General features: G+C 72.9%; 25 protein-coding genes. 7 read left to right on the forward strand and 18 right to left on the reverse strand.

Translation table 11 applies throughout. The features are described 5' to 3' along the window. Position 1: 1 nt before the first annotated feature. The 3 genes from ACIGW2_RS32185 to ACIGW2_RS32195 form a co-directional block, all read right to left on the reverse strand. Positions 2–190, reverse strand: coding sequence for a lysine biosynthesis protein LysW (locus ACIGW2_RS32185; RefSeq protein ID WP_361588938.1), 189 nt, complete (start codon positions 188–190; stop codon positions 2–4). A 201-nt stretch (positions 191–391) separates the two neighbouring features. Further along, a complete protein-coding gene (locus ACIGW2_RS32190) occupies positions 392–1,543 on the reverse strand; it encodes a LeuA family protein (protein WP_361588940.1) in 1,152 nt (383 codons plus the stop codon). Positions 1,544–1,748: 205 nt separating this feature from the next. After that, positions 1,749–2,450 (reverse strand): response regulator transcription factor, encoded by a 702-nt coding sequence (locus tag ACIGW2_RS32195; protein WP_391654825.1) that lies wholly within the window; start codon positions 2,448–2,450, stop codon positions 1,749–1,751. A 204-nt stretch (positions 2,451–2,654) separates the two neighbouring features. Here ACIGW2_RS32195 and ACIGW2_RS32200 point away from each other — a divergent pair, with 204 nt between their 5' ends. From ACIGW2_RS32200 to ACIGW2_RS32210, 3 genes are all read left to right on the forward strand, one after another. Then, complete coding sequence (locus tag ACIGW2_RS32200; protein ID WP_391654826.1) at positions 2,655–3,302, forward strand: TetR/AcrR family transcriptional regulator; 648 nt, start codon at positions 2,655–2,657, stop codon at positions 3,300–3,302. A gap of 224 nt (positions 3,303–3,526) precedes the next feature. Next, a complete protein-coding gene (locus ACIGW2_RS32205) occupies positions 3,527–7,609 on the forward strand; it encodes a type I polyketide synthase (protein ID WP_391654827.1) in 4,083 nt (1,360 codons plus the stop codon). A 236-nt stretch (positions 7,610–7,845) separates the two neighbouring features. Further along, complete coding sequence (locus tag ACIGW2_RS32210) at positions 7,846–8,505, forward strand: TetR/AcrR family transcriptional regulator (protein ID WP_391654828.1); 660 nt, start codon at positions 7,846–7,848, stop codon at positions 8,503–8,505. 34 nt (positions 8,506–8,539) lie between these two features. Here ACIGW2_RS32210 and ACIGW2_RS32215 read toward each other — a convergent pair whose 3' ends face one another. From ACIGW2_RS32215 to ACIGW2_RS32245, 7 genes are all read right to left on the reverse strand, one after another. After that, positions 8,540–8,812: a DUF1876 domain-containing protein gene (locus ACIGW2_RS32215; protein WP_361589009.1), complete on the reverse strand. Its 273-nt coding sequence runs from the start codon at positions 8,810–8,812 to the stop codon at positions 8,540–8,542. Positions 8,813–8,873: 61 nt separating this feature from the next. Beyond that, on the reverse strand, positions 8,874–9,875 hold the full coding sequence (gene hemB, locus ACIGW2_RS32220) for a porphobilinogen synthase (RefSeq protein ID WP_399847558.1): 1,002 nt from the start codon (positions 9,873–9,875) through the stop codon (positions 8,874–8,876). 147 nt (positions 9,876–10,022) lie between these two features. After that, a complete protein-coding gene (locus ACIGW2_RS32225; protein WP_356064832.1) occupies positions 10,023–11,693 on the reverse strand; it encodes a uroporphyrinogen-III synthase in 1,671 nt (556 codons plus the stop codon). Beyond that, the gene (gene hemC / locus ACIGW2_RS32230) at positions 11,690–12,676 is read right to left on the reverse strand and encodes a hydroxymethylbilane synthase (RefSeq protein ID WP_391654830.1); all 987 of its coding nucleotides are present in this window, start codon (positions 12,674–12,676) and stop codon (positions 11,690–11,692) included. Before hemC ends, ACIGW2_RS32225 begins: the two co-directional genes overlap by 4 nt. Beyond that, a complete protein-coding gene (locus ACIGW2_RS32235) occupies positions 12,673–14,028 on the reverse strand; it encodes a glutamyl-tRNA reductase (RefSeq protein WP_361588960.1) in 1,356 nt (451 codons plus the stop codon). The genes hemC and ACIGW2_RS32235 overlap by 4 nt, the downstream gene beginning before the upstream one ends. Further along, positions 14,025–14,819: a redox-sensing transcriptional repressor Rex gene (locus tag ACIGW2_RS32240; RefSeq protein WP_361588962.1), complete on the reverse strand. Its 795-nt coding sequence runs from the start codon at positions 14,817–14,819 to the stop codon at positions 14,025–14,027. Before ACIGW2_RS32240 ends, ACIGW2_RS32235 begins: the two co-directional genes overlap by 4 nt. 272 nt (positions 14,820–15,091) lie before the next feature. Next, the gene (locus tag ACIGW2_RS32245) at positions 15,092–15,382 is read right to left on the reverse strand and encodes a glutaredoxin family protein (protein WP_361589012.1); all 291 of its coding nucleotides are present in this window, start codon (positions 15,380–15,382) and stop codon (positions 15,092–15,094) included. Positions 15,383–15,476: 94 nt separating this feature from the next. Here ACIGW2_RS32245 and ACIGW2_RS32250 point away from each other — a divergent pair, with 94 nt between their 5' ends. The 3 genes from ACIGW2_RS32250 (at position 15,477) to ACIGW2_RS32260 (ending at position 19,187) form a co-directional block, all read left to right on the forward strand. Beyond that, positions 15,477–16,421: an HAD family hydrolase gene (locus ACIGW2_RS32250; protein ID WP_391654831.1), complete on the forward strand. Its 945-nt coding sequence runs from the start codon at positions 15,477–15,479 to the stop codon at positions 16,419–16,421. A gap of 443 nt (positions 16,422–16,864) precedes the next feature. After that, positions 16,865–17,665, forward strand: a complete 801-nt coding sequence (locus ACIGW2_RS32255; protein ID WP_361588968.1) for an ECF subfamily RNA polymerase sigma factor, BldN family — start codon at positions 16,865–16,867, stop codon at positions 17,663–17,665. A gap of 313 nt (positions 17,666–17,978) precedes the next feature. After that, positions 17,979–19,187 (forward strand): DUF5667 domain-containing protein, encoded by a 1,209-nt coding sequence (locus ACIGW2_RS32260; protein ID WP_399847564.1) that lies wholly within the window; start codon positions 17,979–17,981, stop codon positions 19,185–19,187. Positions 19,188–19,247: 60 nt separating this feature from the next. On the opposite strand, the gene ACIGW2_RS32265 is transcribed toward ACIGW2_RS32260, so the two are convergent. The 8 genes from ACIGW2_RS32265 to ACIGW2_RS32300 all read right to left on the reverse strand — a co-directional run bounded on the left by ACIGW2_RS32265 (position 19,248) and on the right by ACIGW2_RS32300 (position 26,009). Beyond that, complete coding sequence (locus ACIGW2_RS32265; protein WP_391654833.1) at positions 19,248–20,252, reverse strand: lysophospholipid acyltransferase family protein; 1,005 nt, start codon at positions 20,250–20,252, stop codon at positions 19,248–19,250. A 13-nt stretch (positions 20,253–20,265) separates the two neighbouring features. After that, positions 20,266–21,318 (reverse strand): NAD-dependent epimerase/dehydratase family protein, encoded by a 1,053-nt coding sequence (locus tag ACIGW2_RS32270; protein WP_399847594.1) that lies wholly within the window; start codon positions 21,316–21,318, stop codon positions 20,266–20,268. Positions 21,319–21,465: 147 nt separating this feature from the next. Continuing rightward, positions 21,466–21,564: a 30S ribosomal protein bS22 gene (locus ACIGW2_RS32275; protein ID WP_003948845.1), complete on the reverse strand. Its 99-nt coding sequence runs from the start codon at positions 21,562–21,564 to the stop codon at positions 21,466–21,468. Positions 21,565–21,715: 151 nt separating this feature from the next. Next, on the reverse strand, positions 21,716–21,925 hold the full coding sequence (locus ACIGW2_RS32280; protein WP_046910004.1) for a helix-turn-helix domain-containing protein: 210 nt from the start codon (positions 21,923–21,925) through the stop codon (positions 21,716–21,718). Between the two features lie 128 nt (positions 21,926–22,053). Further along, on the reverse strand, positions 22,054–22,869 hold the full coding sequence (locus tag ACIGW2_RS32285; RefSeq protein WP_391654834.1) for a phosphatase: 816 nt from the start codon (positions 22,867–22,869) through the stop codon (positions 22,054–22,056). Positions 22,870–22,973: 104 nt separating this feature from the next. Next, positions 22,974–24,152 carry an acetoin utilization protein AcuC gene (locus tag ACIGW2_RS32290; RefSeq protein ID WP_399847565.1) on the reverse strand — a complete coding sequence of 393 codons (1,179 nt, stop codon included), beginning with the start codon at positions 24,150–24,152 and terminating at the stop codon, positions 22,974–22,976. Next, positions 24,121–25,320, reverse strand: a complete 1,200-nt coding sequence (locus ACIGW2_RS32295) for an MFS transporter (RefSeq protein ID WP_399847567.1) — start codon at positions 25,318–25,320, stop codon at positions 24,121–24,123. The genes ACIGW2_RS32290 and ACIGW2_RS32295 overlap by 32 nt, the downstream gene beginning before the upstream one ends. Positions 25,321–25,361: 41 nt before the next feature. Further along, positions 25,362–26,009, reverse strand: a complete 648-nt coding sequence (locus tag ACIGW2_RS32300; RefSeq protein ID WP_399847570.1) for an HAD family hydrolase — start codon at positions 26,007–26,009, stop codon at positions 25,362–25,364. Between the two features lie 74 nt (positions 26,010–26,083). Here ACIGW2_RS32300 and ACIGW2_RS32305 point away from each other — a divergent pair, with 74 nt between their 5' ends. Then, positions 26,084–26,680, forward strand: coding sequence for a Uma2 family endonuclease (locus tag ACIGW2_RS32305; protein WP_391654838.1), 597 nt, complete (start codon positions 26,084–26,086; stop codon positions 26,678–26,680). Positions 26,681–26,798 lie beyond the last annotated feature (118 nt).

The following is a 26,798-nucleotide window of genomic DNA, read 5'->3' on the forward strand; positions in this document are numbered from 1 at the left end:
CTCACTGGCCCCAGTCGCGGAGGGTGACCTCGACCATCTCGAGGCTCAGCACGCCGTCGCGGACGTCCTCGACGCGCAGCGTGAGCATGCACTCGGGGCAGGCGAGGGTCTCGCCGGTGACCATCGGCGGAACGGTCAGGTCGGTCTCGCACTCGGGGCAGACGCCGGTCATGGTGGTGGCGGTGGACATGGGTGTACTCCAATGCGGTGTCTCGGGTGGTGGTGCCGGCAGTGCTCCGGCGGTACGTGGTGCCGGTGGTGCGTGTGCGTGTGCGTGGTGCCGGTGGTGCGCGGAGCGGCAGGCGGTGGGGGTCGCCCGGCGTCCGGGTGGCGCGGGTGATGCGGGTGCAGCGGGTGCAGCGGGTGACGCGGAGATGCGCGGCCCGGGGGCTCAGGCGGCCTGGAAGTCGACCGCGGCCTTGCGGATGGCGTCGCGGTCCAGGACCGGTCCGCCCTCGCGCTCCTGGCGCTCGATCAGCCAGGGGGTGAAGACCTCGACGTCGACGAAGACGCCGGACTCGGCGAGCGCCCACTTCACGAGCGCCGGGGTGAGGCGGGTGCGCACGCGCACCTCGCGGGAGTTGCCGACGAGTTCGGCCGGCAGCGTCTCGTACGCCTCGGGGTGGGTGAGCTGGCCCGGGAGCTCGTACGCGAAGGCGTGCGGGGTCGTCGGGCCGGACTGGAAGGCCTCGCCGAGGCCGGCGCCCTTGAGGGCGAGCCGGGACAGCTCGGTGAGGTGGCTGAGGTCGAAGCGGGTGTCACCGTGGATGACCCGCAGGGAGGTCAGCAGCTCGGCGAGCGGGGCGTTGCCGCCGCGCTCCCCGATGCCGCCGACGGTGGCGGAGATCCACTGGGCGCCGGCGCGGACGGCGGCGAGCGAGTTGGCGACCGCCATGCCCAGCATGTTGTGCGAGTGGATCTCGATCTCGGAGCCGTCGATCGCGGTGAGGTCCGCGATCACCTCCTCCATCTGCCAGGGCGAGAGGTAGGCGACGGTCTCGGCGAGCCGGAAGCGGTCCGCCCCGGCCTCGAAACCGGCGGTGACGTACGGGACGAGCCGCTCCGCAGGGGTGCGGGCACCGTCCTCACCGCTGAAGGTGACGTGGAAGCCGCGCTCCTTGGCCTGTGAGACCGCGGACTTCACCAGGGTGTTCAGGAACTTGGCGCTGGGCGAGCCGAGCTTGAGCCGGGCGTGCTGTTCCGAGGTGGGGATGGAGTACATGATGTGCTTCACGCCGAGGCGCTCGGCCTCGTCGAGGGCCTTGGCGACCTGCTGCCGGTCCCGGACGACCACGAGCGTCATGCTGCGCTCGGGGCCGACGGTCTCGTGCGTGGCGAGGACCAGGTCGGCGTCCTTCGAGCCGGGGCCGGCCACCATGCCGACCTCGACCAGCTCGACGCCGGTCCGCACCAGCAGGTCCGCGATCGCCGCGGCGTCCTTGGGGCCGAATTCGACGCCCGCCATGTGCGCGCTGTCGCGCAGCGTCGCATCGGAAATGCGGGGCCTTATCGGGGGGTTATTCTCGCGTCCTGTCGTTGACATTGCGTGTGCCTCCGTCGGTATCCGTGGATATCCCGTCGCAACGCGGTGCGCCTTACCGCGCCGATGACCATCCTGTACGCCCCGGTCCTGGCCGGACAACGCTTCTTGTGTCGGAGCTTGTCAAGGACTGTCAGCGAACGTCATCGGCCGTGAATACCGTGCAACCGCAGTTGATAAAACGGCACATCAGCGCGTCATTTCACGGTTATCCGCGGCCGAGGCGATAGCCCACGCCGTGCACCGTGATGATCCATTTCTCGCCTAACTTCGCCCGCAGATTGCTGACATGGGTGTCGATGGTGCGGCTGGAAGCCGCCCATGCGGTGTCCCACACCCGGGTCATCAGCTCCTTGCGGGACAGCACCGTCTTGGGGTCGGCGGCGAGGGTGTGCAGGAGGTCGAACTCCTTGGCGGTGAGCACCACCGGCCGTCCGTCCAGGCGCACTTCGCGGGTGATGCCGTCGATGTGCAGCGGGCTGAGGGAGATGGTGTGCGAGGCCGGCGGCCGGGGATGCGCCCGGCGCAGGACGGCCTCGACGCGGGCGAGCATCTCGCGCGCCCCGCAGGAGGCGACCACGCAGTCGTCCGCCCCGGCCTTCAGGGCCAGCACGCGGTCGAGTTCGGTGTCGCGGGTGGCGATGGAGATGATCGGCTTGTCCCCGCTGCGGCGGATCAGCCGGCACACCTCCAGGCCGTCGATGTCGGGCAGGTCGAGGTCGAGCAGGACCAGGTCCGAGCGCTGGTGCACCGCCAGCGCCTGCTCCCCCGTGCCGACGCTGCTCGCGGCGTATCCCTGCCGCTGGAGGTCGCGCACCCTCGCCTCGGCCGCGGCGGCATCGCCCTCGACCACGAGGACGGAGACCGACGAGGCGCTCCCGGCGCCCTCGGTGCGCGGTCTCTGGGACACCGTCCAAGTCATTGCTCCCCCGTTCGTTGCCGGTGTGCTCCAACTAGGCCTCGATACAAACATACACTCAAGTCCATTTCTCAGCCAGAGTCCAGAGATGACCCATGGTGCAAAGACTCGCAGATGCCTGTACTCAGATCCATGTTTGTATGTGAGGGTATCTGTGTACCGCCATACATAGAGGATCCCGCAGCTGGAGGACGCATGCGCCACCCCTCGGACGACGGAGCACGACCCCTCCCGCGCCGCCGGCTGAACCGGCAGCGCACCCGGGAGCGCGTCTACGTCACGGCCCTGTCCCTCTTCAGCAGTCAGGGCTACGCGGGCACCTCCGTCGCCCAGATCGCGGAGCACGCGGGCATCGGGCGCGGCACCTTCTTCAACTACTTCCCGCGCAAGGACTGCCTGGTCAGGGCCTGGTCGCAGGAGCGGGTGCGGAAGCTGAACCACCGCCTCGCCCCGCACCTGGAGGGCCCGGCCGGCAGTGTGGCGGCGCTGCGCGCCTGCATGTCCGCGCTCGGCGACCTCAACGAGGAGGAGCCGGAGCTGAGCGCCGCGATGCTGACGGCCTGGGTCCAGTGCGGTCACCTCTTCGAGCCCCGCCCGCACCACCTGGACGCGCTCTTCGCGCTCATCATCGAGCGGGGCCGGGCGCGCGGCGAGATCCGCGGCACCGCCAGCCCGGAGCAGCTCGGCGCGCTCCTGCGCGACCTGTACTTCGGCGCCGTCCACCGCTGGGCGACCCGGTGCACGGAGCCCGGCCCCGCCGGCGACGGCCCCTGCCGACCGCACCTCCACACCGAACTCCAGCTCGCGCTCAGCATGTTGCTCCGCGGCCTGACGTCAGCCTGACCTCGACCCGCCCGCGTCCCGCCCCGCTCTGGCCTCGGCCTACCCCCGCCCTGACCTCGGCCTGCGGGTCAACGGCTCACCTGCCGGACGGTTTCGTCCCGCATGCCGGGATTTTCAAGACGCCGGGAAGAATGCTGGGTTCAAACTTGGCTCGCAGTGTAAGTTTGTATCCCGCTAGTCCAACTGCCCTGCCGACGCATCCGTTTCGTCGCATCAAGAGAAGGTTGGCACTCATTCCCATGGCGCTCTCGACAAGACAGACACTCGCCGTGATCGGCCTCGGCTGCCGCTTCCCCGGTGCCGACGGGCCCGCCCGGTTCTGGGCCAATCTGCTGGCCAACACGGACTCGGTCACCCCGGTGCCCGCCGAGCGCTTCGACATCGCGGCCGACTGGGCGCCGCACTCCGGCACCCTCGGCAAGACGGCCTCCCGCCACGGCGGCTTCATCGCCGACCCGTTCGCCTTCGACCACGCCTTCTTCGGCATATCGCCGGCCGAGGCCAAGGCCGTCGACCCGCAGCAGCGGCTGCTCCTGCAGACCGCGTGGGAGGCGCTCGAACACGCCGGCATCCGCCCCTCCAGCCTCGCCGGCACCCACGCCGGCGTCTTCGTCGGCCAGGCCACCGCCGAGTACGCGGAGGTCACCGGCGACCCCGGCGGCCCCAACATCCGCGACATGGCCGGCAGTCGGCTGCGCGCCGTCACGGCCGGCCGGCTCTCCTTCGCGCTCGACCTGCTCGGCCCCAGCGTCGTCCTGGACACCGCCTGCTCATCCTCCCTGGTGGCGGTCCACAACGCCCGGCAGAGCCTGCTCGCCGGCGAGTGCGACCTCGCCCTCGCCGCCGGCGTCAACCTCGTGCTCTCCAGCCACGACGCCATCGCCTACTCCCAGGGCGCCATGCTCTCCCCCGAGGGCCGCTGCCGCTTCGGCGCCGCCGACGCCGACGGATTCGTCCGCAGCGACGGGGTCGGCGTGGTCGTCCTCAAGCGCCTCGCCGACGCCGAGCGCGACGGCGACCCGGTGCTCGCCACCCTCCTCGGCAGCGCCGTCACCAACGACGGGCGCGGCAGCGGGCTGCTCCTCCAGCCCGCGGTCAGCGGCCAGGTCGCGATGCTCCGGGCGGCGTGCCGCTCCGCCGGGATCACCCCCGACCAGCTCGACTACGTCGAGTCCCACGGCACCGGCACCGCGGTCGGCGACGCCGTCGAACTGCGCGCGCTCGCCGAGGCGACCCGGCGCCCGGCCGAACGGCCGCTGCCTGCGGGCTCGGTGAAGACCAACATCGGCCACACCGAGTCGGCCGCCGGCATCGCCGGCCTCATCAAGGCGGTCCTGATCGCCCACCACGGCGTCATCCCCGCCTCCCTGCACTGCCGTACGGAGAACCCGGTCATCGCCGAGGAGGGCCTCGCCGTCCGCGTGGTCACCCGCAACACGGCGCTGACCCCGGCCGCCGGCACCGCCCGCATCGGCGTCAGCTCCTTCGGCATCTCCGGCACCAACGCCCATGTCGTGGTGGGCTCCTACCGCCCCGCCCCGACCCCGCCCACGTCCCCGTCCACCCCGACCGCGGCGGGGGCTGCCGGGGCGACGGCCGCGGGCGCGCGGGACGACCGGACCGGGTTCCACGGCGCCGACCTGGCCGGAGCGGAACAGTTACTCGTGCTCAGCGCCCGGTCCCGGCGGTCGCTGGCGCGGCTCGCCGAGACCTGGGCCGGCTACCTGGACGGGCCGGGGGCGCGGCGCGAGCTGCGGGAGGTCTGCGCGGCGGCGGCGCTGCGCCGGGACGCGCACCCGTACCGGCTCTGGGTCCGGGGCGACAGCCACGCGGTGATGGCGGCCCGGCTGCGCGCGCTGGCCACCGACGGGACGGTCACCGGCGGCGGCATCGCCGAGGCCGGCTTCGGCGACCCGCGCCGTACCGCCTTCGTCTTCCCCGGCCAGGGCTCGCAGTGGCTCGGCATGGGCCGCGGGCTGCTCGACGCGTCCCCGGCCTTCCGGGCCGTCCTCACCGAGTGCGACACCGCGATCCGCGCCGAACTCGGCTGGTCGCTCCTCGACCTGCTCTCCACCGCCACCGAACTGCCCACCGACATCGACCGGGTGCAGCCCGCGCTGTGGGCCGTCGGCGTCGGACTCGCCGCCGCGCTGCGCGAGGCCGGTCTCGACCCGGACGTGTGCCTCGGCCACAGCATGGGCGAGATCGCCGCGTCCTGCGTGGCCGGCGCGCTCAGCCTGCGCGACGGCTGCGCGGTGATCTGCCGGCGCAGCCGCCTGATGCGCCGGCTCGCCGGACTCGGCGCCATGCTGGCCGTCGAGCTCGGCGCCGACGCGGCCCGCGAAGTCCTCGCCGAGCGCCCGGAGTTCGCCGGGGTCTGCGTCGCCGCCGAGAACTCGCCCTCGGCGACCGTGCTCGCCGGACCGCACGCGGCCCTGGCGGCCGTCACCGAGGCCCTGGAGCGGCGCGACGTGCTGTGCCGCACCGTCAGGGTCGAGGTCGCCTCGCACTCCCCCGACATGGACCTGATCGCCGACGAGCTGGTCACCGCCCTCGCCGACCTCGACCCGCGCCCGGCCGCGACCGGCCTGGTGTCCAGCGTGCTCGCCGCCCCGGTGCGCGGGGACGAACTCCGCCCCGCCTACTGGCAGGACAACCTGCGCAAGCCGGTCCGCTTCACCGAGGCGGTACGGCTCCTGTGCGCCGAGGAGACCGTCTTCGTCGAGGTCAGCCCGCACCCGGTGCTGACGGCCGCGATCGACGAGACCCGCCGCTCCCGCGGCACGGCGGGCGCGGACGGCGCCGAGGGCGCGGCGCTCGCCACCCTGCGCCGCGACTGCGTCGAGCCCCTCGCCGTCCTGGAGGCCGTCGGCCGGGCGTTCGCCCACGGCGCCCGGGTGGACTGGGCGCGCTGGTACGGGCCGGTGTCCGCGCTCCCCGAGGACCTGCCGACCTACGCCTGGGACTGCGACGCGCTCCGGCAGCCGCCCGCCCCGGCCCGTACCGCCCCCGCGGGCGCCGGGGCCGTCGGACCCGCCCGGCCGGCGCCGTACGTGCGGGAGGACGCGGTGCGCGACTGGGGCATCGCCGGCTGGGACCGCGGGGTCTCCGTGCGCGGCCTCAGGCCCGCGCTCCCCTCGCTCTACCTGGCGGCGATGCTGGAGGCCGCCCGCGCCGCCACCACCGGCGACCCGGCCGCCGGGGCCGCCACCACCGGGGACGCTCCCGCGCTGACCGGCGTCCGCCTCGCCGAGACCCTCCTCACCGTCGACGAACTGGCCGGGGCCCTCCTGCGAGTGACCGTCGAGGGCCCCGGCCCGGACGGTCTGCGGCGGGTCCGCGCGGAGGTCCGGCGCACCCCGGACGCCCCGCCGGAGCCCTGCGCCGAGGCCACCCTGCGTCCGGCCGGGACCGCGGGTCCGGCCCGGCCGGGCGACCGGCGCGCGCTGCTCGACCGGGCGCTGGCGGGCCGGCTCGACTACCGCGGCGCGGAGGAGTTCCTGGCGGTCGCGGAGGACCTCGGGTTCTCCATCGACGAGGAGCTGCGGGCCGTACGGCACGTGTGGCGCCGCGGCGGCCAGGCCGTCGCCCGCCTCCGCCGCTCCCCCGGCACCCCGGGCCCCGACGCGGGCGCCTGGGAGTCGGGCCTGCTGACCCTGCTGGCCGCCTACCGGCCGGGCACCGCGTACGTGCCCACCGGCTTCGGCTCGGTCCGGGTGCACGGCGACCCGGGCGAGGAGTTCTGGGCGCTGTGCCGGGTCCGCCCGGTCCGGGGCCGGGAGCGGGCGCGCGCCGACGTGCTGCTCCTGGACCCCGACGGCCTGGTGCGCGCGGAGTTCCTCGGCATCGAGCTGCGGGTGCTGCCGACCCGCCGGCCCCGCCCGTTCGCGGCCCTGGCGGCGACCCCGCTGGCCGCGCTGGGCGCCCGCCGCAGGCCGTACGCACCGCGGGCCACGGCCCCGGCACCGGCCACCGCGGCCCCCACCCCGGCACCGGTCGCGGCACCCGCCCCGGCTGCCCCGGCCTTCATCCCGGCCCAGCGGACCACGTCCCCGGAGCCCACCCCGGCCCAGGAGGCGCCGGGCGCGGTCACCGCCGCCGAGGCCCTGGTGCGGCGGGTCGCCGACCTCCTGGAGATCCCCGAGGAGCGGCTCGACCGGCGCCGGCCGCTGCGCGAGATGGGCCTGGACTCGCTGATGGCGACCCGGCTTCGCAGCGAGCTGCGCACGGACTGGGGGCTCGACCTCACGGCGGGCCGCCTGCTCGGCCCGGAGAGCCTGCAACGCATCCTCACGACGATCGGCTGAGCGCCGGTCGCCCGTGCCCGCCCACCCCGGTGATCGGCCTCCGAGCGGGATCCGGCCAATCACCGGGGCCCGGGCACCCCGCCGGCCCGGCGTCGTACGGAGCCCGGCGGTCCGTTTCGACAGCCGGAAATGGCCATACGTATTAACTTTGACTTCGAGTCATAGTTAAACTTTGGTCCATCAACCAGGACCGAGGGGAGCGGGCCTGATCGCTGTCGAACAGATCGGAGTAGCGCGTGAGCCCGACCGAAGCGACCACAGACGCGGCCACGAACCGCCAGGTCGCGGCCCCCCTGGGCCGACGGGAGCGCAACAAGCTCAAGGTCAAGGAGCGCCTGTACAGCTCTGCCATCGCACTCTTCGCGGAGCAGGGCTACGACGAGACCTCCATCGACGAGATCGTGGAGCGCGCCGACGTCGCGCGCGGGACGTTCTTCAACTACTTCCAGCGCAAGGAGGACCTCCTCGGCGCCTGGGGCGAGAAGCGGCGGGACGCGCTGATGGCCACGCTGGCCGCCGACGGCGGCGAGGCGGACTCGGCCATCGGGCAGCTGCGCCACTGCATGACCATCCTCAGCCGGATGAGCGAGGGCCACCAGCAGGAGACCAACTCGCTCCTGATGGCCTGGGTGCGGGCCGGCCGCCCGCTCCTGGAGGAGCCCTATCTCGCCGAGCTCTTCGCCAGGATCGCGGCCGAGGGCATCCGCGCGGGCGAGTTCTCCACCCGCTTCACCGCCGAGCAGATCGGCTTCGCGCTGCGCGACCTCTACCTCGGTGCGCTGTACCGCTGGTGCGGGCGCCCGGAGGCCGCGGCCGACCAGCTCGCGCACGAGCTGATGACCACCCTCGACCTGATGCTGGAGGGCGTCCAGGCCGCCCGCGACCCGCGCGACTGAACCGCTCGCGGCCGGGGCGGCCCGGAAGGGCCCGTCACCTGTTGATGGGGTGGGAGGTACGGCCCGACACCTCGTCGATCTCGGTGTGGGCCTTCTGCAAGAGCTGGGAGGCGAGGTCCATCAGCGCCCTCGCCCCGGCGATCTCCTCGCCGACCCGCAACTGCTCGGGGTCGGAGGGGTGCCGGTTCGCGTTGCCGTGCGCACGGAACTCGGTGCCGTCACCGAGCCGCACCATGCAGGCGGCGCGCGTCCGGTCGCCCTCCTCCTTGAACTCCATCTCGACGTGCCAGCCGACGAGCGTGTTCATCGTCATGAGGACCACCTCCAGAGAGGTACCTGTCGACCTGTCGGTACCTCTCCAGGGTGCATCAGATCCCGCGGCCCAGCTTCTGGGCGACCTCGGTGGCCCAGTAGGTGAGGATCAGCTGCGCGCCGGCCCGGCGGATGCCGGTCAGCGTCTCGACGATCGCCTTGTCCCGGTCGATCCAGCCCTTCTCGGCCGCGGCCTCGACCATCGCGTACTCACCGCTGATCTGGTACGCGGCCACCGGCACGTCCACCGACGCGGCGACCCTGGCCACGACGTCCAGGTACGGGCCGGCCGGCTTGACCATGACCATGTCGGCGCCCTCCTCCAGGTCGAGCGCCAGCTCCCGCATCGACTCCCGCAGGTTGGCGGGGTCCTGCTGGTAGGTCTTGCGGTCGCCGGTCAGCGAGGAGCCGACGGCCTCGCGGAAGGGCCCGTAGAAGGCGGAGGAGTACTTCGCGGTGTACGCGAGGATCGAGACGTCCTCCTTGCCGATGGTGTCCAGGGCGTCCCGGATCACCCCGACCTGGCCGTCCATCATCCCGGACGGGCCCACCACGTGCACGCCCGCGTCGGCCTGCACCTGGGCCATCTCGGCGTAGCGCTCCAGGGTGGCGTCGTTGTCGACCCGCCCGTCGGCGTCCAGGACCCCGCAGTGCCCGTGGTCGGTGTACTCGTCCAGGCACAGGTCCGACATGATCACCAGGTCGTCGCCGACCTCGGCCCGCACGTCCCGGATCGCCACCTGCAGGATGCCGTCCGGGTCGGTGCCCGCCGTCCCCGCCGCGTCCTTCTTCTCGTCCTCGGGCACGCCGAACAGCATGATCCCGGAGACCCCGGCCTCCACCGCCTCCACGGCGGCCTTCCGCAGGGTGTCCCGGGTGTGCTGCACGACCCCGGGCATCGCCGAGATCGGCACCGGCTCGCTCACGCCCTCCCGCACGAAGGCGGGCAGGATCAGATCGGCCGGATGCAGCCGGGTCTCGGCCACCATCCGCCGCATGGCGGGCGTCGTCCGCAGCCGGCGCGGCCGCGCTCCGGGGAAGGATCCGTACGCATTCATGCCATCGAGGCTACGCCCGCGACCGGTGTGCCTTTACCGACACCGTGTTGCCTCGGTTGCCGACACCGTGTCGCCCCGGAACGCGCCGAAGGGCGCGGACCCCCGGGGGATCCGCGCCCTTCACGACCGGCTCGGCGCCGGCGCCGCTCAGGTGGTGCGGCGGCGCCGCGCCCCCGGCCGGCGCTCGCTCGGCCGGGTCACCGGGTCGCCGGCCTCCAGGGCCGCCGCGCGGCGGCGGAGCCCGAACTCGGCGAGCGCCTCGGCCAGCTTGTGCACCGACGGCTCGGGCGACAGGACGTCGACCCGCAGGCCGTGCTCCTCCGCCGTCTTCGCGGTGGCCGGGCCGATGCAGGCGATGACGGTGACGTTGTGCGGCTTGCCGGCGATGCCGACCAGGTTCCGCACGGTCGAGGACGAGGTGAAGAGCACCGCGTCGAAGCCGCCGCCCTTGATCGCCTCACGGGTGTCGGCCGGCGGCGGCGAGGCGCGCACGGTCCGGTAGGCGGTGACGTCGTCGACCTCCCAGCCCAGCTCGATGAGGCCGGCCACCAGGGTCTCGGTGGCGATGTCGGCGCGCGGCAGGAAGACGCGGTCGATCGGGTCGAAGACCGGGTCGTAGGGCGGCCAGTCCTCCAGGAGGCCCGCCGCGGACTGCTCGCCGCTGGGCACCAGGTCCGGCTTCACGCCGAAGTCGACCAGCGCGGCCGCGGTCTGCTCGCCCACCGCGGCGACCTTGATCCCGGCGAAGGCGCGGGCGTCGAGCCCGTACTCCTCGAACTTCTCCCGCACCGCCTTGACCGCGTTCACCGAGGTGAAGGCGATCCACTCGTAGCGGCCGGTGACCAGGCCCTTGACCGCCCGCTCCATCTGCTGCGGGGTGCGCGGCGGCTCGACGGCGATGGTCGGCACCTCGTGCGGCACCGCTCCGTACGAACGCAGCTGGTCGGAGAGCGACGCGGCCTGCTCCTTGGTGCGCGGCACGAGCACCCGCCAGCCGAAGAGCGGCTTGGACTCGAACCACGCCAGCTGGTCCCGCTGCGCCGGGGCGCTGCGCTCGCCGACCACGGCTATCACCGGGCGGTGGCCCTCGGGCGAGGGGAGCACCTTGCCCTGCTTGAAGACCTGGGCGATCGTCCCGAGGGTGGCCGTCCAGGTGCGCTGCCGCGTGGTGGTGCCCGCGATGGTCACGGTGAGCGGGGTGTCCGGCTTACGGCCCGCCGCCACCAGCTCACCGGCCGCCGCGGCGACCGAGTCGAGGGTCGTGGACACGACGACGGTGCCGTCGGAGGCACCGACCTCGGACCAGCACCGGTCGTCGGCGGTCCGCGCGTCGACGAAGCGCACGTCCGTGCCCTGCGCGTCGCGCAGCGGCACACCGGCGTACGCGGGCACGCCGACCGCGGTGGCCACGCCCGGCACCACCTCGAAGGGGATGCCGGCGGAGGCGCAGGCGAGCATCTCGCCGCCCGCGTTGCCGTCGAGGCCGGGGTCGCCGGTCACCGCACGGACGACCCGCTTGCCGCCGCGCGCGGCCTCCATGACAAGATTGGTCGCATCCCTCAACACGGGGACACCGACGGTTGTTGACGCCTCGTCGACAACCGTCAGCTCAGGCGTGCTCACGCCCGCGCGCGCATGCCCGCGAACGACTTCGAGCACCTCCGGCTCGGCGATCAGGACGTCCGCGCCGGCCAGGGCCTCGACGGCCCGGAGCGTCAGCAGTCCGGGGTCGCCGGGACCGGCGCCGAGGAAGGTGACGTGACCGTGGCCGGGGAAGGCGGCGGACGCGGGGCTGGTGGTCGGGCTGGTGGGGCTCAAAGTGCTCGCTCCCCCATAAGACCGGCCGCACCCTTGGCGAGCATCTCGTCCGCGAGTTCGCGTCCGAGCGCCACCGCCTCGTCGTGCGAGGTGGGTACGGGACCGGTGGTGGACAGCTGCACCAGCGTGGAGCCGTCGGTGGTGCCGACGACGCCGCGCAGGCGCATTTCGGTGACAACCTGCTCGGGACCGCGGCCGTCGGCCAGCAGGTCGGCCAGCGCACCCACGGGTGCGGAGCAGCCGGCCTCCAGGGCGGCGAGCAGGGTGCGCTCGGCGGTCACGGCGGCCCGGGTGTACGGGTCGTCGAGCTCGGCGAGCGCGGAGACGAGGTCGGCGTTCGACGCCGGGCACTCGACGGCCAGGGCGCCCTGGCCGGGGGCGGGCAGCACCGCGTCGACCGACAGCCGGTCGACCGACAGGGAGCCGGTCAGCTCCTCGGTGCCGCCGATGCGGTTGAGCCCGGCCGCGGCGAGGACCACCGCGTCCAGCTCGCCCTTGCGCACGTAGCCGACCCGGGTGTCGATGTTGCCGCGGATCGGCACGGTCTCGATGGTCAGGCCGTGGCTGCGCGCGTACGCGTTGAGCTGGGCCATCCGGCGCGGCGAGCCGGTGCCGACGCGGGCGCCGGCCGGCAGCGTGTCCAGCGTGACGCCCTCGCGGGCGACCAGCACGTCGCGCGGGTCCTCGCGCTTCGGGATCGCGGCCAGCGTCAGCTCGGGGTGCTGCGCGGTCGGCAGGTCCTTGAGGGAGTGCACGGCGAAGTCGACCTCGCCGGCGAGCAGCGCGTCGCGCAGCGCGGCGACGAACACGCCGGTGCCGCCGATCTGCGCGAGGTGCTCGCGGGAGGTGTCCCCGTACGTCGTGATCTCCACGAGCTCGACGGGCCGGCCGGTCAGCTGCCGGACGGCGTCGGCCACATGTCCGGACTGGGCCATGGCGAGCTTGCTGCGCCTGGTCCCGAGCCTCAGTGCCCTCTCGGTCATACTCGCCCTCGGTTCTTGACGTCGCCGTCGTTTCGGTCGGCCCGGCTGACAGAGGCAACCGTCTCCGGGTCGAGGTCGAAGAGTGTCCGCAGCGCGTCCGCGTACCCGGCGCCGCCGGGCTCGCCCGCGAGCTGCTTCACGCGCACGGTGGGCGCGTGCAGGAGCTTGTCGACCACCCGGCGCACGGTCTGGGTGATCTCGGCGCGCTGCTTGTCGTCGAGGCCGGGCAGCCGGCCCTCCAGCCGGGCGATCTCGCCGGCGACCACCTCGGCGGCCATGGCGCGCAGGGCGACCACGGTCGGCGTGATGTGGGCGGCCCGCTGGGCGGCGCCGAAGGCGGCGACCTCGTCGGAGACGATGGCGCGCACCTGGTCGACGTCGCCGGCCATGGGGGCGTCGGCGGAGGCCTCGGCGAGCGATTCGATGTCGACGAGCCGGACGCCGGGCATGCGGTGGGCGGCGGCGTCGATGTCGCGGGGCATCGCGAGGTCGAGCAGGAAGAGCGGCTTCTCGCGGCCCGCGGTGGCGGCCTCGACGGCCTCGCCGGTGAGGACGAGACCGGTGGCGCCGGTGCAGGAGACGACGACGTCGGCACGTGTCAGTTCGTCGCCGACGGCAACCATCTCGACCGCGCGTGCGGCCACGCCCGTACCTCCGGGCTCGGTGAGGATCTCCACGAGGCGCTCGGCGCGGGCGGCGGTGCGGTTGGCGACCACGATCTCGGCGACGCCGGCCCGGGCGAGGGTCGCGGCGGCCAGCGAGGACATCGAGCCGGCGCCGATGACCAGGGCGCGCTTGCCGCGGGCCCAGGCGTCGACGTCGGTGCCCCGGGCGAGCTGCTCCAGGCCGAAGGTGACGAGCGACTGCCCGGCCCGGTCGATGCCGGTCTCGCTGTGGGCGCGCTTGCCGACCCGCAGGGCCTGCTGGAACAGGTCGTTCAGGAGCCGTCCGGCGGTGTGCAGGTCCTGGCCGAGCGCGAGGGCGTCCTTGATCTGGCCGAGGATCTGGCCCTCGCCGACGACCATGGAGTCCAGTCCGCAGGCCACCGAGAAGAGGTGGTGGACGGCCCGGTCCTCGTAGTGCACGTAGAGATAGGGGGTGAGCTCCTCCAGGCCGACGCCGCTGTGCTGGGCGAGCAGCGTGGACAGCTCGGCGACGCCCGCGTGGAACTTGTCCACGTCGGCGTAGAGCTCGATGCGGTTGCAGGTGGCCAGGACGGCGCCCTCGGCGGCCGGTTCGGCGGCGAGGGTGTCGTGCAGCAGCTTGGCGCGGGCGTCGGCGGAGAGGGAGGCCCGCTCCAGGACGCTGACGGGGGCGCTGCGGTGGCTGAGGCCGACGACGAGGAGGCTCATGCCGGCATCACGGCGGGCATGTCCCCGTCAGGTCCCTTGCGGCCGGTGTCCTGCGCGGACCGGTCGGCCTGCGGCACGACGGCGACCGGCTCGGCCGCCGCCTCGGAGCCGGTCTCGGCGCCGGGCTCCTCGCCGGCCTTGCGCTGCTCGTGGAAGGCGAGGATCTGGAGCTCGATGGAGAGGTCGACCTTGCGCACGTCCACGCCGTCGGGCACGGAGAGCACGGTCGGCGCGAAGTTGAGGATCGAGGTGACGCCGGCGGCCACGAGCCGGTCGCAGACCTGCTGGGCGACGCCGGCGGGGGTGGCGATGACGCCGATGGAGACGCCGTCCTCGGTGACGATCTTCTCCAGGTCGTCGCTGTGCTGGACGGGGATCCCGGCGACCGGCTTGCCGGTCATCGCGGGGTCGGCGTCGATCAGCGCGGCGACCCGGAAGCCGCGGGAGGCGAAGCCGCCGTAGCCGGCGAGCGCGGCGCCGAGGTTACCGATGCCGACGATCACGACCGGCCAGTCCTGGGTCAGGCCGAGCTCGCGGGAGATCTGGTAGACGAGGTACTCGACGTCGTAGCCGACGCCGCGCGTCCCGTACGAGCCGAGATAGCTGAAGTCCTTGCGCAGCTTCGCGGAGTTGACCCCCGCCGCGGACGCGAGCTCCTCCGAGGAGACCGTGGGCACGGAGCGCTCCGACAGTGCCGTGAGGGCACGCAGATACAGCGGAAGGCGGGCGACGGTGGCCTCGGGAATTCCTCGGCTACGGGTCGCCGGTCGGTGAGTTCGGCCAGTTGCCACGGTGCTCCTGCGGGATGAGCGGGGCTGCAGGCGGCCGTGTGTCCCAGGACCGCCCCGTCGAATGCAGGCTATGTCTTTGTGAACGCGTGCACAAAGATGGTGTCCGTTTTGTCTGCCCAAAGTGACCGGGGTCACGCGGCCGGATCGCGACGGTACGGAACCGCGGACGGCGTCACGGCGTTGATATCCCGAAGGGGGCAAAACCGCACACTCTCCTTACGACGCTGCCCCCGAAACCCAACAAAACGTCCATGATGGTAGCCGCCTTTCGGTCAACCACCCAGTTCGCGCCGGAGCCGCCCGGCGTCCACCCGCCAGAAGGTGTGCTGTTCGCCGTCGACCAGGACGACCGGAATCTGCTCCCAGTACGCGGCGTACAGCTCCTCGTCCCGGAGGATGTCCTTCTCCTCCCAGCGTGCACCCGTCTCGGCGCACACGGCCTCGATCACCGCGCGGGCGTCGTCGCACAGGTGGCACCCCGGCTTGCCGATCAGCGTCACCGTCCGCGGACCGCTCTCCCGCGGCCCGTCCTTCTTCTTCGTCCGTCCGAACATGCCGCCCATTGTGCGCGCCGGGAAACACGGGAGTCCCCCACTGTTCACGCCACCGCATCCTCACGAGTCGGGAAGCACCGAACAGACTGGCTATGCTCACCGCATGCCCCCTCTGCTCGGACGGCTCACCCCCCGTAGGCGCTCCGCCACCGCGCGCAGCGTCCTGGCAGGCGAGGCCGCCGCCGAGGCGGCCCGCAAGACCTCGGCCCAGCTCGAACAGGAGCGGGAGGAGGCCGCCGAAACCGGGCCCGCCGAGCCGGAGTTCCCGGTCGTCGGCGACACCCGCGCCGCCGCCTTCTTCGACCTCGACAACACCGTGATGCAGGGCGCCGCGATCTTCCACTTCGGCCGCGGTCTCTACAAGCGCAAGTTCTTCCAGCGCCGCGAACTCGCCCGCTTCGCCTGGGCGCAGGTCTGGTTCCGGCTGGCCGGCGTCGAGGACCCCGAGCACATGCAGGAGGCCCGGGACAGCGCGCTGTCCATCGTGAAGGGCCACCGCGTCTCCGAACTGATGTCGATCGGCGAGGAGATCTACGACGAGTACATGGCCGACCGGATCTGGCCCGGCACCCGCGCGCTCGCCCAGGCCCACCTGGACGCCGGGCAGAAGGTCTGGCTGGTCACCGCCGCCCCGGTCGAGACGGCCACCATCATCGCCCGCCGGCTCGGCCTGACCGGCGCGCTCGGCACCGTCGCCGAGTCCGTGGACGGCGTCTACACCGGCAAGCTGGTCGGCGAGCTGCTGCACGGCCCCGCCAAGGCCGAGGCGGTGCGCGCGCTCGCCGCCGCCGAGGGCCTGGACCTGGCGCGCTGCGCCGCGTACAGCGACTCGCACAACGACATCCCGATGCTCTCCCTCGTCGGGCACCCCTACGCGGTCAACCCCGACACCAAGCTGCGCCGGTACGCCAAGGAGCGCGACTGGCGGCTGCGGGACTACCGGACCGGCCGCAAGGCGGCCAAGGTCGGCATCCCCGCCGCGGCCGGCGTGGGCGCCCTCGCGGGCGGCACCGCCGCCGCGCTCGCCCTGCACCGCCGCCGCCGCTGAACCCGCCGCCGGGGCGCGGCGCGCCGCGGGCGGATTTACCGATCATGCCGATACGTTTCGGCCGCGATCGACTGCGACAACCCGGGACCGGCGGCGCTCACCCGTCCGTGGTCGAACAGGCCCCGCACACCCGGCCCTCCGGGCCATCCCGGCCCCCTACCCGGCCACGGTCGCGGTCACTCTCCCTTACCGCACTTGAGCACAAGCGCACCCCTGCTTGATCACACTCGAAAGCGAACCGATCAACAACCGGTCACCAAGTGTGATTGACCGCGAACACAAGCGGTAACGGATAAGACTGAATCGGTGATTTGAGCAACTGGGTGTAGCGCTGCCTGTACGAAGCGTTATTCTCCTCAGACGCACAACGGAACCCACACGTCGCCACGGCGAGTGAACGGTCCCGCACTGCACGTGATGGAAGCTCTGCCTCTGGGAGTCCCGTGTACCCACACGTCGGGGTTGACGCCTCGGGCCTGGCTACGCTGCGCGCAACGGTCCTCGACCACTTGCGCGGCTTCGTCCCCACCGCGTACGCCGTCCCCGCACCCGCTTTCGGCGGGCCCGCCCTCGCCGGGGGGCCGGCACCCGCCGGGCCCTGCTACGCCCTGGCCGAGAGCGGCGCCGCCGTCGGCCGGCGCGGCGGCCGCGCCGGCACCGGCACGTCGACCGCCCGCAGGCCGACCGCCGACAGCGACAGCGCCCGGATGATGGACCTCGTCGAGCGCGCCCAGGCGGGCGAGGCCGAGGCCTTCGGCCGGCTCTACGACCAGTACAGCGACACCGTCTACCGCTACATCTACTACCGCGTCGGCGGGAAGGCGACGGCGGAGGACCTCACCAGCGAGACGTTCCTGCGCGCCCTGCGCCGGATCTCCACCTTCACCTGGCAGGGCCGCGACTTCGGCGCCTGGCTGGTCACCATCGCGCGCAACCTGGTCGCCGACCACTTCAAGTCCAGCCGCTTCCGGCTGGAGGTCACCACCGGCGAGATGCTCGACGCCAACGAGGTGGAGCGCAGCCCCGAGGAGTCCGTCCTCGAGTCGCTCTCCAACGCCGCCCTCCTCGACGCCGTCCGCCGGCTCAACCCGCAGCAGCAGGAGTGCGTGACGCTCCGCTTCCTCCAGGGCCTGTCGGTCGCCGAGACCGCCCGGGTCATGGGGAAGAACGAGGGCGCGATCAAGACCCTCCAGTACCGGGCCGTGCGCACCCTGGCCCGCCTCCTCCCGGACGACGCCCGCTGAGCGCTCCGCGCCCCCCACACGCGCCGCCGCCTCCCCCACCGCCGCAGGCATCGAAGTCCCCGCACCCCCCGCCGTCCCCCCACGCCCCTCCCCTCCCCGTTCAACTCACAGTCGGTGACGCCTCGATGACGCACTGGTCCGATCATCTTTCGCGCGTAACCCAAGTGCCGCGCCGCTCGTTGTGCGAAATGCAGGCTCCCTGTGGTCACGCCCTGTCCACTTCCACTCACTCTTTCGTGTGGATGCGCTCAAGGTGTGCAACCTTCCGAACCCCCCGGGGAGTCGACCGTCATGACGAGAGGAGGTGCCGCCAGTGATCGCGAACGTATCGGCGCACCGGCGGGCGAACGCCTTCGCCCAGGCCCTGGAGGATCGGACGTCCGAGGGCGCGGCGGCCGAGCAGCCCGAGGCATCGGCCGAACCGGCCGAGCACGGACGGCTGTTGGCCCTGGCGAACGGACTCGGCGAGCTGCCGAAGCCGGAGATGGACCCCGAGGTCAAGGTGGTGCAGCGGGCCCAGCTCGTCGCCGCCATGGAAGCGATGCTCATGGAGGGGGGCGCCGGAGCGGGCCCTACCGTGCCGGAGCAGCGGACCTCCCACGGCAAGGGAGCGCACCGGGCCTCCCCGCTCCGCAAGCTGCGGCCGCGCTCCCGCTGGACCAAGGGCCTCGCCGCCGGCGGCCTCACGGTCGGTGTCGCGGCCGGGGCCTTCAGCGGAGTGGCCGCTGCCAGCTCCGACGCCCTGCCCGGTGACTCGCTCTACGGGCTCAAGCGGGGCATGGAGGACATCAAGCTCGGGATGGCGGACGACGACGCCGACCGGGGCGGGCTCTATCTCGACCAGGCCTCCACCCGCCTGAGCGAGGCCCGCAGGCTGATGGAGCGCGGCCGGGCCGGAGCGCTCGACCACGAGTCGCTCGGCGAGATCCGCCGCGTCCTCGACGGCATGAAGCACGACGCCTCCGAGGGCCACCGGCTGCTCCGCCAGGCCTACGAGCGGGACGGCGAGATCGGCCCCATGGCCCGGCTGAACTCCTTCGCCCAGGCCCACCGGGCCACCTGGCACGGGCTGCGCGAGCGCCTCCCGGTCCAGCTCACCGACGTGGGCGACGAGGTGGACGACGTCTTCGTCGCCATAGACGAAGAGGTCGAGCCGCTCCAGTCCGTGCTGCCCCGCACCCCCGAGCGCGGCTCCATCGGTTCCGGCGACCCGAGCGCGCCGCGAAGCACCCCGTCGGCCACCACCCAGCGCCCGCACACCTCGTCCGCCCCGCCCTCCCAGGGCGCCGGCGACGCGACCCAGCCCAAGCCGTCCGGCACGGGCACGGGCACGGGCACGGGCGCACCCGAGGACGGCGGCCTCCTCGGCGGCACGGGCGACCTGCTCAAGCCGCCGCAGACCGGCCCGAGCACCGACACCTCGGGCCAGGAGCCGTCCGCCCCGGTCCCGGACGTGACGATCCCGCCGATCCTCCCGGGCCTGCTGCCCGGCCTCGGCATCGACAGCAGCGACGCGAGCTGACACCCGCCGTGCGCGAGAGGGCCCGCCATCCGCCCGGATGGCGGGCCCCTTCGCGTATCCCTAGAAGAACACCGACCTGCGCTGCACCAGCAGCTTGTAGAGGGTGTGCTGGATCTGCTCGCGGACCTGGTCCGTCAGGTTGAACATCAGCATCGGGTCGTCCGCCGCCTCCAGCGGATAGCCGTCCGTCGGGATCGGCTCGCCGAACTGGATCGTCCACTTCGTCGGCAGCGGCAGCGCGCCCAGCGGACCCAGCCACGGGAAGGTCGGGGTCAGCGGGAAGTACGGCAGGCCGAGCACCCGGGCGAGCGTCTTCGCGTTGCCCAGCATCGGATAGATCTCCTCGGCGCCCACGATCGAGCACGGCACGATCGGCACCCCGGCCCGCAACGCCGTCGACACGAAACCGCCGCGGCCGAAGCGCTGGAGCTTGTAGCGCTCGGCGAAGGGCTTCCCGATGCCCTTGAAGCCCTCCGGCATCACCCCGACGACCTCCCCGGCCCGCAGCAGCCGCTCCGCGTCCTCCGCGCAGGCCAGCGTGTGCCCGGCCTTGCGGGCCAGCTCGTTGACCACCGGCAGCATGAAGACCAGGTCGGCGGCGAGCAGCCGCAGATGACGCCCCGCCGGATGGTGGTCGTGCACGGCCACCTGCATCATCAGCCCGTCCAGCGGCAGCGTCCCCGAGTGGTTGGCCACCACCAGGGCGCCGCCCTCCTTCGGGATGTTCTCGACGCCCTTCACCTCCACCCGGAAGTACTTCTCGTACACCGGGCGCAGCAGCGACATCAGGACCTGGTCGGTGAGCTCCTCGTCGTAGCCGAACTCGTCGACCTCGTAGTCACCCGTGACCCGCCGCCGCAGGAAGGCCAGCCCGCCCGCGAGCCGCCGCTCCCAGCCCGAGCCGCCGCCCGCCGGGGGCGGCGGTGCCGGGGCCTCCGCGGGGGCGGGTGCCGGCTGGGCCGGCAGCGCCCGTACGGCGGCCGCGCCCTCGGCCCGGCCGCCGGTGGGCCGGCGGCGGGCCCGCGACCGGTCGTCGTCGAAGGGGATGACCTTGGCGTCCGCCATCGCGATCGGGCTCCTATTCCGCGGTCGGGGAGGTCGGTTCGGGTACGAGACGGCCGGCGAGCCGGTCCACGGCGCCCGCCAGCAGCTCCGGCGGCAGCAGCCCCGCGCCCCGGCTGCGCGCGAAGTCCGCGAAGGCCTCGGCGGTGCTGTAGCGGGGCGCGAAGCCGAGGGTCTCGCGCATCTGCGCCGTGGACACCACCCGGCCGTGGGTGAGCAGCCGGATCTGCTCGGGTGCGAAGTCGGTCACGCCGACCGTGCGCAGCGCCTGCCCGACCCAGGTCACCGCGGGCAGCAGCACCGGCACCGTCGGCCGGCCCAGCCGGCGGGCGCACTGGGACAGCAGCAGCACCCCGTCGCCCGCGATGTTGAAGGTGCCGCTGTTGAGGGTCGCCCGGCGCGGCTCGCGCGAGGCCAGCTCCAGGACGTCGATGACGTCGTCCTCGTGGACGAACTGCAGCCGCGGGTCGTAGCCGAGGACGGTGGGCAGCACCGGCAGGGCCAGGTACTCGGCGAGCGGGGAGTCCACCCGCGGCCCGAGGATGTTCGCGAAGCGCAGCACGCACACCGCCACGTCCGGGCGGCGCCGGGCGAAGCCCCGGACGTACCCCTCGACCTCGACCGCGTCCTTCGCGAAGCCGCCGCTCGGCAGCGACTTCGCCGGGGTCGTCTCGGTGAAGACCGCCGGGTCGCGGGGCGCGGCCCCGTACACGCTCGTGCTGGACTTCACGACCAGCCGGCGCACCCGCGGCGACTTCTGGCAGGCACCGAGCAGCTGCATGGTGCCGATGACGTTGGTCTCCTTGACCGAGGTCCGGCCGCCGCCGCCCAGCGCGGTGCCGGTGACGTCCATGTGCACGACCGTGTCCACGTCGTACTGCGCCAGCACCTTGGCGACCGCCGGCTGCCGGATGTCCGCCCGGACGAACTCGGCGTCGCCCAGCGGGTGCGGGGACTCGACGGCGTCCACGGCGACCACCCGGTCGACCTCCGGGTCGCGCTGCGCGCGCCGGACGAATCGCGCACCGAGGTGCCGGGCCGCTCCGGTGACGAGCACGACCTTGCCCAAGGGGAGCGCCTTCCGTCGGTCTTCCATCGGTGTTCCGCTGACCGACACCGTAGCGCCTCCACATTTCGGCGCAATAAAAGCGTGGTCCCCCACCGGAAAACGGTGAGGGACCACGCCGGACGCACGAACCGCCGAAACGGCGTGCGCTTACTTCTTGTTGCGACGCTGCACGCGCGTGCGCTTGAGCAGCTTGCGGTGCTTCTTCTTCGCCATCCGCTTGCGCCGCTTCTTGATAACAGAGCCCACGACTACCCTCGCTCACTTCTCGGAACATCCCCGCGCCAGCGGGGATCGGTGCGGGGCGTCTGGGCCCACACGACCTACGAGGGGCTAGCCTACCGGCTACAGCGCCGCTCTCGTAATCCGAGGGCGCATTCCCGCGGACGGCACCCGCCCGCTACGCGGTCGCCACCCCCACGAAGGATTCCCTGAGGTACTCGTGAACCGCCTGTTCCGGCACCCGGAAGGACCTCCCCACCCGGATCGCCGGCAGATGACCGCTGTGCACCAAGCGGTACACGGTCATCTTCGAGACGCGCATCACCGAGGCGACCTCCGCCACGGTCAGAAACTTCACCTCGTTGAGAGGCCTGTCGCCAGCAGCCATGACCCACCTGTACCTTCCGCACGCGACGCCCACCGGCTTCCCCTTCCGGTGACTCTTCGTCGCTGAGCGCTCACGCCCAGAGTAGGGGCGGGTGGTACGAGTGGGGAAGAGGAGCAACCATCGGCCGTTTACCGTGACAGACACGCTCGATTGAGTACATAGCGCGTGAGTGGACGGTAGTAGTCCGAGGCCACCCCGTCATCGAGCGGAACGGCCACCGACACCAGCCCCTCGGCCTCCCCGACGAACAGCGCCGGATCGTCCGTATCGGCCAGGCCGATGCTCTCGATACCCAGCTGACCTGCCCCGCAGACCCAGCCGTGGTCCCCCACCACCAGCTCCGGAAGCGGCCCGCCGGACCCGGCCGCGGCCTCCAGGGCCACCCGGACCGGCAGCGGCGAGTGGGTGTGCGCCCCCGGCTCGCGCCCTGCCGCCGACAGGTCCGGCTCGCGCACCAGCGCCACGCCCCGCACGTAGTCCAGCAGGTGCGTGCGTACGCCGAACCGGGTCGTTATGTCGACACATCTCCCCTGCGCCGGAGTGAGAACGAGACAGCCCGCCGCCGACAAAGCGTCTGCGAGCGCGGCGTAGAAACCCAGCAGCCGATGCGGATGCCCCGTCCCCAGGAGCACCGGAGCCCGCCGCCGCGCCGCCGCCGCCAAGCGCTCCGCGAACGCCCCCAGCGCCCCCAGCGTCCGCTCCGGATCGATCACGTCCGGCCCCGAACGGTGCGCCGGATCGTCCGACACCCCGCACCGGTCCGCCATCAGCCGCAGCAGATCCCCCTCGTCCCAGCCCCACTCCGGGGCCAGACCCAGCGTCACCCGCGGGTCCCCCGCCGCGAACAGGCGATAGCTCCGCAGGCTCTCCTCCCGCGAGGTCCCCACGGTCCCGGCCAAACCGGCCGCCAACAGATGCGCCCGCAGCGCCCCGGTACTCAGCACCCTGACGATGCTGCCGGAACGACCCTGCACCCGGGCCGAAACCCGCGACGCGCCCCACCGTCGGCGTAACCCGCCGCCCGCTGTCCCCCGCCCGTACGAACGGATCAGGCCAGCAGACCCCGCAGCGGGAACGCCGCCCGACGGGTCGCCAGCACCGCCTGGTCCAGCCGGTCCGCCGGATCGTAGCCCTCGGCCCAGTCCCGCACCGCGACCGGCCACCGCCCGTCCGTCATCCGCACCGGCCCCGGCTGCCGCGTCCGCGCGTACACCTCGTCCCGCCACGAGGACGGGATCACCGACTCCGGATCCACCGGGGCGTGCGCCGCGATCCCCACCAGATGCGTCCACGACCGCGGCACGACGTCCACCACCGCGTACCCGCCCCCGCCGAGCGCCAGCCACCTGCCGCCCTCGACGTGCGCGTGCGCCAGCTCGTGACAGGCCTCCTGGACCGCCCGCTGCGCGTCGAGCGACACCGCCAGGTGCGCCAACGGGTCCTCGAAGTGCGTGTCCGCGCCGTGCTGCGTCACCAGCACCTGCGGCCGGAAATCGGCGATGAGCTCCGGCACCACCGCGTGGAACGCCCGCACCCAGCCCGCGTCCGCGGTCCCCGCCGGCAGCGCCAGGTTCACCGCGCCGCCCTCCCCCGCACCCGCGCCGCCCGTCTCCTCCGGCCAGCCCGTCTGCGGGAACAGCGTCCGCGGATGCTCGTGCAGCGAGATCGTCAGGACCCGCGGATCGTCCCAGAACGCCGCCTGCACCCCGTCCCCGTGGTGCACGTCCACGTCCACGTACGCGACCCGCTCCGCACCCAGTTCGAGCAGCCGGGCGATCGCCAGCGCCGCGTCGTTGTAGATGCAGAACCCGGAGGCCGCCCCCGGCATCGCGTGGTGCAGCCCGCCCGCGAAGTTCACCGCGTGCGCCGCGTCCCCCCGCCACAGCGCCTCCGCCGCACCCACCGACTGCCCGGCGATCAGCGCCGACACCTCGTGCATCCCCGCGAACGCCGGATCGTCCACCGTCCCCAGGCCGTACGCCTGGTCGGCCGCCCGCGGATCCCCCGACGCCGCCCGCACCGCCGCCACGTAGTCCTCGCGGTGCACCAGCCGCAGGGTCGAGTCACCCGCCGGCTTCGCCGACACCACGTCCACCCGCCGGTCGAGCCCGTACGCCCGCACCAGACCCATCGTCAGCGCCAGCCGCACCGGATCCATCGGGTGCTCCGACCCGAAGTCGTACCCCGTGACAGCTTCATCCCACATCAACAGTGCGCGGCCGCTCATGCCCGCCACCGTATCGGGCCTCCGGAGCGCCGAACGACGTGGCGTGCACCACCGTCACCAGGACCAGCACCATCGGCACCAGCATCGCCCCGCGATAGCTCCACGCGTCCCCCAGCGCCCCCACCAGCGGCGAGCCGACCAGGAAACCCACGTAGTTGAAGACGTTGAGCCGCGCCACCGCCGCATCGCTCGCCCCCGGGAACAACCGCCCCGCGGCGGCGAAGGTCTGCGGCACGATCACGCTCAGCCCGAGCCCCAGCACCGTGAACCCGGCCATCCCCGCCCACGGCCCGCGCGCCGCCGCCACCCCCGCGAACCCCAGCGCCGCCAGCACCGCACCGGCCCTCACCACCAGGACCGCGCCGAACCGCCGCACCCCGAAGTCCCCGACCGCCCGCCCGAGCAGCGTCGTCACCATGTACGCGTTGTACGGCACGGTCGCCAGCTCCTCCGAGCTGCCCAGCACGTCCTGGAGGTACTTCGCCGACCAGTTGGAGACCGTCGAGTCCCCGATGTACGCGAAGGTCATCACCAGGCACAGCGGCAGCAGCAGCCGGAACGCCACCCCCGCGGCACCCCGTTCCCCACCGGTCGCCTCGCCCGCCGGCGCCCCGTTCACGTACCAGCGGCTCCCGACGAACGCGACCGGCAACAGCACCACGACCACCGGCAGATACGACACGAACAGCGGCAGGTGCCAGTGCGCCCCCGCCCAGGCGAGCGAGGCACCGGCGATCCCGCCGAGACTGTACGCCGCGTGGAAGCCGAGCATGATGCTGCGCCCGTACGCCCGCTGGAGGCTCACGCCCAGCATGTTCATCGAGGCGTCCAGGGCACCGACCGCGAGCCCGAACACCCCGAGCGCCACGGCCGCCGCCCACAGCTGCGAACCGGCGCCCACCCCGAGCAGCGCCAGCATCACCACGGGCTGCGCCCACCGCAGCACCACGGCCGGCCCGACCCGCGCCACCACCTTCTCGGTGGCGACGCTGGCCACCCCGGCCAGCACCGGCACCGCGGCCAGGAAGACGGGCAGCAGCCCGTCGGATATCCCGTACCGGTCCTGGATCGCCGGAATCCGGGTCACGAGCAGGGCGAAGGTGACGCCCTGCACGAAGAAGCTCACCGTCAGGGAACCGCGCCCGCGCCGCAACGCCGCATCTGTCATGGCGGCACAGTAGGGCCGCGCCCTACCGAGCGGTAGATGGATCACATGCCCAATGTGCCGGGCAGCTCGTCCATGTGCGCGAAGTACCCGTTGGCCCCCGGCAGCCGCTCCGGCGGCATCATGGCCGTGAACCCGTGGACGTCCATCCCGGCGGCGACGGCGGCCCGGACGCCGAGCGGACTGTCCTCGACGACCACGCACCGGGCCGGCGGCACCCCCATCCGCTCGGCCGCGTGCAGGAACAGATCGGGCGCCGGCTTCCCCCGCCCCACGTCCTCGGCACTGAACACGACGCTCTCGGGGAAGTACGCGTCGAGCCCGGTCGTCCGGTGCCCGACCCGGATCCGCTCATGGCTCCCGGAGGACGCCACGCAGTACGGCACCCCGTCGGCGACCAGCCGCTTGAGCACCTCGACCACCCCGTCCACGGCCACCAACTCCCGCCGGAACGCGTCGAACACGCGCCGGTGGAAGGTGTCGTCGAAGTCGGCCGGCAGCGCCTGCCCGGTCCGCTCCCCGACGAGCTCGTGGATCCGGTGCATGGCGGACCCCATGAAGTCGCGGACGGACTCCTCGTACGTGGTGGGGTGCCCGAGCTCGGTGAGGTAGTCGGCCAGGAGGCGGTTCGAGATCGGCTCACTGTCGACGAGCACACCGTCGTTGTCGAAGATGACGAGGTCATAGCGCATACGCCCCACCCTACGAGCGCCCCGCCGCCCACCCGCCTGGATACGCTGATCCCGGCACCTACCAGGAGGGCACCATGGCCGACCTCACCCCCGAGCAGATGCGCCGGCTGCACGAGTTCGCTGAGCAGCTCGCGGAGCTGGCCGAGCACCAGGAGGACCAGTGGAAGGTGCAGACCACCGACGGTCAGATCTTCCTGACCATGATGAGCCCCACCGCCCCTCACGGGCTCAACGTGGTGCGCCTGCGGCGCCAGATCGAGGCCCAGACCCCCGAGGTCATCGCCCTCAACGACACGAACATGAGCGACCCGGTCACCGGCCTGACCAAGGTCCCGGACCTCATGATCATCGCAGAGGAGGACGCCGACGACACGGCCCGGCACATCAACTCCCGCGATGTGCTGCTGGTGTTGGAGGTCGTCTCGCGTACGAATTCGCTCACCGACGTCCGTGACAAGCTGAACGACTACCCCCGGATGGGCATCCCGCTGTACGTCGTGGTGGACCCGCGCAAGGACAAGAGGACGGTCACGGTGCACAGCGACCCCTCGCAGGGCCCCGACGGCATCCACTACCGCAAGGAAGTGCCGTACGCCTTCGGGGACACCGTGCCGGTCGGGCGCTGGACTCTCGACACGAGCAGTCTGAAGAGCTACCCCGCGGACTGGTGAGGTCACGGCCCGGGCGAGAAGGCCCGGGCCGTGAACGCAGAAAAGCCCCGCACCATACGGTGCGGGGCTTTCCCACAAAGATTGTTCGGCGGCGTCCTACTCTCCCACAGGGTCCCCC

Source organism: Streptomyces sp. NPDC053541, from assembly GCF_044544705.1.
GTDB lineage: Bacteria > Actinomycetota > Actinomycetes > Streptomycetales > Streptomycetaceae > Streptomyces.